At 50.0% G+C, this 9,427-nt stretch carries 8 protein-coding genes; 7 read left to right on the forward strand and 1 reads right to left on the reverse strand.

What is annotated here, in order from left to right; genetic code table 11:
• Positions 1-166: 166 nt before the first annotated feature.
• Positions 167-1,762, reverse strand: coding sequence for an Hsp70 family protein (locus ACEW9I_RS13085; RefSeq protein ID WP_373540781.1), 1,596 nt, complete (start codon positions 1,760-1,762; stop codon positions 167-169).
• A 476-nt stretch (positions 1,763-2,238) separates the two neighbouring features.
• On the opposite strand from ACEW9I_RS13085, the gene ACEW9I_RS13090 reads away from it, so the two are divergent.
• From ACEW9I_RS13090 to ACEW9I_RS13120, 7 genes are all read left to right on the forward strand, one after another.
• Positions 2,239-3,327, forward strand: a complete 1,089-nt coding sequence (locus ACEW9I_RS13090) for an aliphatic amidase (RefSeq protein WP_373540774.1) — start codon at positions 2,239-2,241, stop codon at positions 3,325-3,327.
• Positions 3,328-3,545: 218 nt separating this feature from the next.
• Positions 3,546-5,108, forward strand: coding sequence for a hypothetical protein (locus ACEW9I_RS13095; RefSeq protein WP_373540775.1), 1,563 nt, complete (start codon positions 3,546-3,548; stop codon positions 5,106-5,108).
• Between the two features lie 53 nt (positions 5,109-5,161).
• A complete protein-coding gene (locus tag ACEW9I_RS13100; RefSeq protein ID WP_373540776.1) occupies positions 5,162-5,488 on the forward strand; it encodes a hypothetical protein in 327 nt (108 codons plus the stop codon).
• 505 nt (positions 5,489-5,993) lie between these two features.
• A complete protein-coding gene (locus ACEW9I_RS13105) occupies positions 5,994-7,670 on the forward strand; it encodes a hypothetical protein (RefSeq protein WP_373540777.1) in 1,677 nt (558 codons plus the stop codon).
• A gap of 110 nt (positions 7,671-7,780) precedes the next feature.
• Positions 7,781-8,785 (forward strand): GTP-binding protein, encoded by a 1,005-nt coding sequence (locus tag ACEW9I_RS13110; protein WP_373540778.1) that lies wholly within the window; start codon positions 7,781-7,783, stop codon positions 8,783-8,785.
• A 16-nt stretch (positions 8,786-8,801) separates the two neighbouring features.
• The gene (locus ACEW9I_RS13115) at positions 8,802-9,077 is read left to right on the forward strand and encodes a hypothetical protein (protein WP_373540779.1); all 276 of its coding nucleotides are present in this window, start codon (positions 8,802-8,804) and stop codon (positions 9,075-9,077) included.
• On the forward strand, positions 9,074-9,322 hold the full coding sequence (locus ACEW9I_RS13120; protein WP_373540780.1) for a DUF1636 family protein: 249 nt from the start codon (positions 9,074-9,076) through the stop codon (positions 9,320-9,322). The genes ACEW9I_RS13115 and ACEW9I_RS13120 overlap by 4 nt, the downstream gene beginning before the upstream one ends.
• Positions 9,323-9,427 lie beyond the last annotated feature (105 nt).

Genomic DNA, 9,427 nt, shown 5'->3' on the forward strand with positions numbered 1-9,427 from the left:
TAACAGCGTGTAGAGTATTAATTGGGCGTAAGGGAGAATGGTGTTCACTGTTCTCATCAATGTTTTTCCACGCCCTTTTTCTCATATTTTCAACCCCTTGAATAGTAGAGCTAATATACTAGTGCAAGATGTGAGTTTATCAATAATCGTCAGTTAGCAGCGGCAATCAACTTAATTCGGCGACGATCCCATCAGCTAGTAAAATCCGATCGGTTAGTAGATCTGCCACCGTAATGCGAAGTTGACGATCGCGATCGACACTAAATAACACCTTGACGCGATCGACTCCTGGCGATCCGACTGGCGTTAGACTAGCGATACTCCTACCGCCATCGCGATCGTTTAGAGCTTTGACATCTTTAATACCACCAGTCAGACAGCGGGTAATCAACCGATCTCCATCAAAATAGACTTCGGTACCGCCAGTAGTGGCACCGAGTTCGCCAATGATGAGTTCGATACTGGGTTGATTGTCCCGTGATGCGCCGAGCGTGAGTTCGACGGGTTCGGACATCGGATAAGCTTGCCCTGATTGAATAATCGGATGCCAATTGTGCGCGTTTCGGCGTTTATCCCAATAGCGGACGCCATAACTATGATAGAGAAAATCTTGGACTTCAATGCCTTGAAGCAATTGTAAGGCACCATGCGCGATCGCTTCAAATGGTTTAGATTGACGCAGTTTAGTCTCATCAAAATATTGACGTACCCAAGTTTGCACGGCGGGAATTTGCACGCTACCGCCCACCAATAGCACGCCATCAATATCATTAGTTTCAATCCCTTGGCGTCTAGCTTGCTGGAGTACCTGCGTCATCGATTCATCCAACCTGTCAAAAAATTGATGAGCGGTGAGGAGGCGATCGAACCTTTCGCGAGTCAAGTTAAACTCGTAACTATCAAACGTGCGATCGTCAAAATATACTTCTGTCGCGCTAGTTTGCAACGAGAGCTGAATTTTTAACTTCTCTGCCAATCGGGTAATTAAAGGTGTGACGTTTACCCCTTGCTCCTGCGCCAACTCCTGCGCCACCCAATTATCAATATCCGTCCCCCCCAAATTTTGCCCCGCCTTGGCAATCACCCGCGCCAACTGTGGCTGTTGAGTAGCTGCTCCCAGGGACTTGTCGCCCCACTTTAACAAGAAGCCGAGCGGCTTTTTGCCCTGCTGGACTTGCTGGGTGAGTTGCACCAGCGACAAATCCAGCGTTCCCCCACCAAAATCGACCACCAGCAACGTCTCTGCTGCTGTCATCCCATACCCCAAAGCCGCCGCTGTCGGCTCGTCCAAGAGGCGAATCCGCTCGACTGGAAGCAGATCGCAGACACTACTCAACCAGCGGCGATAGACCTCAAAGCTATCGACAGGCACTGTCAATACCAAGGATTCGCCCACAGTTAGAGACTGCTGCAATTGCTTGATGATGCCAGTGAGGAATAGCTCCCCCACCCGCTCAAAAGTCATCGACACCCCATCCAACTCAGGCAAAAAGCCCTGAATCTCTGCCCCAATCCCCCGCTTGAAACCGCGAAAATACCGATTGTCGCTCTGGAGATCCAACCCCCGATCGCGTACCATTTGACCTAGTAAGACGCGCTCGGTACTACCATCTTCGACATATACCAAACTCGGAATCAACGGTGGATTCATCCCCCCAACTAAGGAGATACCTGGTAATGTCACCGTTTCAGCTTGTTTTGTCGCTGCATTCCAACGGCTAATGACAGTATTACTAGTCCCAAAGTCGATCGCGATTGCCATAAAGTGTGGTGTCAAGATGCTATCTCCTCTAGCCTACCATGATGGATAGAAGAGGTTAGAGGGTAGGGGGTAGAGATTTCCAAAGTCGATCGACATCAAATTTTTTCTAAATATAGCAACTATCGGCAATCGCTCGACAATCAATTAAAACCGATTTTATTATTCGATAAGAATATAAATGCTGGAGGTAATAATCAAATATTTAAGATAATAAGCACCAGGTAACTAGTGATACATTTTTGATATTTTCAATGCTTTAATCTAAAATCAAGAGATTAGGAATTCCGATTGTCTGTAATAAAGTAAGACAAACATTACTAGCTTGCTACTGAAGATAGACAGCGATGTTTATCCGTACTTGCCAAGGATTAGAAAAATTACAGTCATGTGATAAAAATCGAGTAGTTGAGTAGCTCAATTAAAAACTTCAGCCGTTAGACGTCAATTCCAATAAACCTAATTAGTGGAGAATTATCATGTCTTATCATGGCGATATATCTTCGAGTGAAGACTCAGTAGGAGTTGCAGTTGTCAATTACAAAATGCCACGTCTACATACAAAAGTAGAAGTAATTGAAAACTGTAACAAGATTGCCTCGACGATCGATGGTATGAAATTGGGATTACCAGGAATGGATCTGGTTATCTTTCCAGAATATTCCACTCATGGCATCATGTACGATTCACAAGAAATGATGGCGACAGCAGCCGAGATCCCTGGGGAAGAAACCGCGATCTTTGCTCAAGCCTGCATCCGCAACAAAGTTTGGGGCGTCTTTTCAATTACAGGTGAAAAGCATGAAGCTCACCCGCACAAAGTGCCTTACAATACGTTAATTCTGATGAACGATCGCGGTGAGATCGTGCAGAAATACCGGAAGATTATGCCGTGGACACCGATAGAAGGTTGGTATCCTGGTGACTGCACTTATGTATCGGATGGGCCGAAGGGCTTGAAGATTAGTTTGATTATCTGCGATGACGGTAATTATCCCGAAATCTGGCGAGATTGCGTGATGCGGGGTGCCGAATTGGTCGTACGCTGTCAGGGGTATATGTATCCTGCCAAAGAGCAACAGATCGTCGTCTCGAAGGCGATGGCGTGGATGAATAATACCTATGTGGCGGTAGCTAATGCGGCTGGTTTTGATGGCGTCTATAGCTACTTTGGGCATTCGGCGATCGTCGGATTTGACGGGCGGACGCTGGGTGAGTGCGGCGAAGAAGAAAACGGCATTCAGTACGCGGCTCTATCGAAGTTCGCGATCCGCGACTTCCGCAAGAATGCTCAGTCGCAAAACCACATCTTCAAGCTGTTGCATCGGGGCTACACTGGGATGCTCAATTCCGGTGATGGTGCTGAGGGGATGGCTGAGTGCCCGTTTGAGTTTTACCGAGACTGGGTTGCCGATCCCCACAAGGTAAAGGAAAAAGTGGAGGCGATGACTCGATCGACGATTGGCACGGCAGAATGCCCGATCGAGGGTATTCCAAATCAGAAGATTACTACACCAGTAGTTGAAACGCCGGAAGCTGAAAAGGTGATGGTTACTGCTAAATCTTGACCGCAGACACCTCTGAATAATTGTTAACCAAGCGCAGGGGTTTAAATCCACCATTAGGTGGGGGATTGTTTTTAGGGTGGGGCTTAAATCCCCACCCTGAAAACTTCGCTGTCTGTCTTGTCGCGCTATACCTGGAGGGAACCTGGTTGGGTTGGCAACCCAACCAAGAGCGCGCGCCGCAACTGTCAACTGTCAACTCTAACTGAGGAGGATCGATCGTGGAAGATCCACAGGTAGCAATTCGCATCAGGAAGCGATTGGAAGCCCTCAAGCGAGGCGGAGTCCATCGCGTCAAAGATCGAGATCCGATGCCCTCGTCTGTCCATATTATTGGCATTGGCAAGGCAGGAGCCGAATTTATCGCGTCAACGATCGAGCAGGCTCCAGCCGATTTCTTGAGTGACGATCGTCAGCGATTTACAGCTCTAGCAGTAGACATCGGTGATGACGACTTAGCCGGAGTGCGAGCTGTCGCTGACAGCTTACCCAGCGACAAAGCGCAGGTACGCACACTCGCCCTAGCAGTACCCAGCCGGGATGAGTTATTCGGCTCATTACGCCGATATCGGGAATATCTCAAGCTAGAGTATCCCCGCTACTATTGGAACCCCAATTACGAGCCGTGGTTGCCAGACTCGATCGCCATTCCCCAAGCAGGCGAACACTTTCCCCGAGCGATCGCCAAAGCCATTTATGGTAAAGCTTACTACGAAGGTGACAGACCACTCGATCGCGAGTTGGAGCTATTTGTCAACAGCGTCGATGCGACCACCTGTCAATCGATTGTCTGTGTTGTCTTCGGCTTGGGTGGCGGTACGGGTAGCGGCATCGTCATGGATCTAGCCCGACATCTCACCAATGTCAAATTTGGGCGACGGGCATTGGTACTGGGCGTTGGCATCGCTCCTTGTGAAGGCGATCTCGCCGCACACCAGAGCGGGAGCATCTTCCCGACGCTCAATGAGCTAGATTGTATGCTCGACCAAGAAAAGAATCAGGGCGTAGTCCAAGTCTGGGGCGATCTCTATCGCAACCCCTTCACTGCGGGATTCCTGATGGTGCCCCAAAAGTCAGCCTGGCAAGAAACAGGCGATTTGAGTGCGACCAACCAGCGAGTCGATCGAGAACTAGCTTCCTTCTTCACCCGCGATGCAGGGCTAGATCTCTATGAAACCCTCCGCTTACTCAATTGGGTCGGCGCACCACCCAGCCAACACATGGCTGCCCGCAGCCAGTATGGAGCGCGCTGGGCACACTTATTTGGCTTTACCACCCTAGAGTCAGACAACAGTAATGTACCCGCTCGACTTGGCGTGCGATCGGGCACCTTCAATCCTGACTTCTTCGAGATTCGCGCTTCTACGCCGCCAACTAGTGCCCTCCGCGCCGAACTCGACGACCTGGCAGCTAAAATGAACGCCGCTTTCGCACCCATTCTCGCACCAGAGATCGCACATTCCTTTCGCGAAGGCTCATCTTCGGCAATGAGTACCGCCCCCTACTTGCAGTTCGTGATTCCTGGTGCCACCAAAACCGCCCTCGATATCTTCTACGAAGCACGGCTAGCATACGACCAGCAGACCTGGGATGAGAAACTACTTCAACACTCCTGGCTACTCGAACTCGGTGTGATGCTCTCCGAACCAGCAATTCGGTTTGAAGGGATGGCAGGTGAATGTTTGTGGGGCTGCGCTTGTTGGGTAGTCGTTCCGTATAGTGCCATTCGCGGTGAGGACTTGGAAGCACTACGGCTAAAGCTGGAAGAAGTCGTCAAATCCTAGTTGGAGATTGGGTATGTCAACTGTCAACCGTCAACTGTTTAACGAGGTAAATTATGCCACTAGATTGGGCTGTAGTCAGCCAAAGGTACGGCAACGGCGCACAGGTGCCCACCGTTGCGGGGAACAAGATCCTCCAAATCGTTGGAGTCGATGAAGAAAAGATCCACATCAAATCTCCACTCTGGGTCGCCAGCCTGAGCCGAGCCAACCTTGAAAAAGGCGTGGAACTCATCGAAGAAGGCATAATCGATCGCCAACCAGGGCAATTCGTCGAAGACTACAAAATCTACGTCGCCGACGAACGCGCCACCTCCGCTGCCCACATCCTCAAAGACCTCGGCTTCCTCACCGAAGATCGCGGTTACTATCCCACTTGTTGAGGGTAGGGGGTAGAGAGTAGAGGGTAGTGAGTGGTGGATGGTGGATGGTGGATAGTTTACATAAAAACATCAATATCTCAATTCACTTTACTAGCCTTCCGACAACTTTTAGATCTTATTTGCAAGCACTGAAACCTAGATGGTGGGCAGTGCCCACCTTACAGAACTGCCCACACCAGAAATGTTTGCCGTGCAAGTATCGATCGTTTGCCGATCGGCTTATTACTAGCCTTCCGACAGCAGCCAGATAGTATCTGTAAACAGTGAAACCTAGATGGTGGGGAGTGTTCACCCTACATAACTAGAAACCCAGCGGAGATCTATCCACCCCACCCTGCGGGCACCCCTGTCTTGACTTAAACACATGCGGAGGAGACCTCCGCGTGATTTCAGTCGCTGTCTTGACGTTTTTTTATTCTGGGGGAACCCCACGAATAAAAACGTCGCTCCGAGGAGGGGAATATTCAAATCAACTTTTATCAACCCACACATAGGAACCAGAACAATGTCAAAATCCATGTATCACAGTGCCTCCGGCTCCCAATCCCCCCACTGCATCCACTTCCTCGGCATCGGTAAAACCGGAGCCAACATGCTCGACGCCATGCTCCGCCAAGGCGACCTCGAAGACCAGCTCGAAGACCCCCGCGCCCGCTTCACCGCCCTGCTGGTAGACATTGGCGACCAAGACATGTTCCAAGCCAAAGACTACGCCGAAGGCTTCCTCAAACGCCTAGAAGAGCGGAATATCCCACCCGATCGCGCCCAAATCCGCTTCGCATCCCTAGAAGTTCCCACCCGCGACGACCTGTTCACCTCCCTTCGTCGCTACCGTGAATTTCTCAAACTCGAATATCCACGCTACTACTGGAACCCCAACTACGAACCCTGGTTACCAGATAATGTCGAAATTCCCAAAGCAGGTGAATACTTCCCCCGCGCGATCGCCAAAGGCATCTACGGCAAAGCATACTACGACGGCGATCGCCCTCTCAACAAAGAACTCGATGACTTTGCCAAAAGCATCGACAAAACCAAACTACCGTCAATGGTACTCTGCTGCTTCGGCATCGGCGACGGCACGGGTAGCGGCATCGTCGTAGACTTAGCACGTCACCTCTCAAATGTCAAGCTCGGACGACGGATTCCAGTCATTGGTGTCGGTGAGTTGCCCTGTAGCGGCGACCCCGCAGCCTTCCGCGATGGTAGCCTGTTCGCTACCATGAACGAGATCGACTGTATGCTCGATGACGACAAAAATGCGGGTGTCACTACCGTCTGGGGCGACCTCTACCGCAACCCCTTTACAGGCGGCTTCTTCGCCCTTGCGACCGAAAACTCCTACCAGCGGCTCTCCAAGTATACCGATACAGGCGTCCCCAGCGAACGCGATCGGATGCGGCTCCAAGTCACCCACAAATTTGTCGCTGATGCTTTCATGCGGATCGCCCTCGATGACTACGGACGCACCATCTTCAAAGCACTGCGACTAGTCGGACAGACCACAGCACCCCACGAAGCAATTAGCACCAAAGCCCGCAACTGGACACTCTACGACATCGCCAAATTCACTCACCCCGCAGTGCAAGTCCTACCTGGCGAACCGTTGAGCAAGTGGCGTAACGTCATCAGCGAGTGGATCGAGCATATCCCCGACTATGCTGGATTGAAACCAGGCTTTAAGACTGACTATGCCGAGTGCATCATCCATGCACCACGCGAAATGTGGAATGACAAGCTCGATGACAAGTTCAAATCAGTCGTCTCCACCTTCCTCCTCGACTCCGAAGACTCAGCCCTCAACATCACTCACCGCGAATTCTTCGACCACCTCACTGCCTTTGCGGACATTATGCTCCCAGGCGTTGCCAAAGTAGACTTCGTGGAGTTCTTCAAAAGCCGCGATCTCTATGACACCCTCAGCTGGGACGAAAAACTCCTCCACCACTCTTGGCTGATGGATCTCGGCGTGATGATGTCGGAGCCAGCAATCCGCTTTGAAGGGATGGCGGGTGAATGTCTCTGGGGCTGTGCTTGTTGGATTGTCGTGCCTTACGACCAACTACGCGGTGATGCGCCAGTACCTGTCAACCGTCGGGATATCTTGGCGAAGGGAATTGCCCCGATGACCGGAACTGTCGTACCAATTCCCGCTTCTGCTCAAGCAGTACAAGCACTCTAGCATTGGCGATCGAGTGTAATCGATGGGGTGGGCACTGCCCACCCAGCATCTTTAACTTTAGGTGAGAAAATTTACGTCCAAATTAGCGATCGGGAGTTGCAGCGATGGTCATGCCACAAGTTTTTCCAGAAAGCACCAAGCACAATATCAAGCAAAAAATTCCAGTTACCATCGTCACCGGATTCCTCGGTTCCGGCAAAACCACTCTTATCAACCATATCCTCACCGGACAACAAGATCGCAAAGTCGCCGTAATTGTCAATGAATTTGGTGAAATTGGCATCGACGGACAAATTACAATCGCTGATGATGAAGAACAAATCGTCGAGTTCAATAATGGCTGTCTGTGTTGTACGGTTCGAGGCGATCTGGTGCGCACTCTCGAAGAGTTAACCCAACGAGCCGACCTCGATGCTGTCTTGATCGAGACTACTGGACTTGCCGATCCGGCTCCAGTTGCTTCGACATTTATCGTTGCAGATGAAATTAAATCTAAATTTAGTTTAGACGCTTTTGTCACCATTATTGATGCTCGAAATTTGGATCGAAATCTCAAAGATAGTCACGAAGCACAAGAACAGTTGGCTTTTGCAGATATTATCTTAATTAATAAAACCGATCTTGTCTCCTCAGATGATATCATCCAAATCGAACAGAAAATTCGGAGTTTCAATCCGATCGCCAAAATTTACCATACCGAATATAGTATCATCGATCTACCATTAATCTTGGGTACTAAAGCTTTCGATTTAGCAGCTAAGTTAGAAGTAGATCCATTATTTTTAGACGATATCGAACACGAACACGATGCGGCGATCGGTTCTTTTGCCCTAACTTCCGAACGTCCGATTGACATGAACAAATTCATGCTATGGATGAATGAGCTGGCTCAGGAAAAAGGTGAAGATTTATACCGGACGAAGGGATTGTTTTACGCGCAAGGATTTCCAGAGCGAGTGCTATTTCAGAGTGTCCGAATGCTCACCTCCATGAGCCGTGACAGGCTGTGGAAAGACGATGAACCCAAGCTGACCCAGTTTGTCGCGATCGGTCGGAACCTCGATCGACATGAGTTTACTGAAGGATTTACCAAATGTGTAGTTGCTGAAAAATAACTAGGGGAGATCTAAAATGTCGATTTTTGCAGCGGGTGTGGAGCAGTTGCGCCAAGGCAATCGCGCGGAAGCAATCGACACATTCGATCGGGTATTACAGCTAGATCCAGACTGTGCAGATGCCTACGGTCATCGCTGTGTCGCCCGCCATCAAACTGGGGATCGCCTCGGTGCGATCGCTGATTGCCACCGCGCCGCAGCCCTCTATCTAGAGCAAGGAAATCTCAAACAGCATCAATACGCCCGCAAGATGTTAGAAAAGCTTCAGAAGATCGGTACCTCAATATCATGAATCAACACGTCATGTCCGTTTGTACGAGCTGTGCTAGTGCCCACCGCATGAAGCAAGCCATCCGCCGCAGCGGTGGCGAACGCCTCTTGGCACAGTTGCAAACTAGCTACCAAGCCTCACCACTAGCATCATTTACCATCGCACCGAATGAGTGTCTGGGAGCTTGCGATCGCGCCTGTGCGATCGCGTTCAATGCTCCTGGTAAATACATTTACTCACATCTTGCACTAGTATATAGGCACTAAATTTCCAGTGAAACTAACTCGAATGCCAGCCCCTGTGACAACAGAAATTCTCGCTGACGCTCGATTTCTAATAAAAGTAGACTCACAGCAGTCTGTGGCATTAAC

It is taken from the genome of Chamaesiphon sp., assembly GCF_041738855.1.
In the GTDB taxonomy this organism is placed as follows: Bacteria; Cyanobacteriota; Cyanobacteriia; order Cyanobacteriales; family Chamaesiphonaceae; genus Chamaesiphon.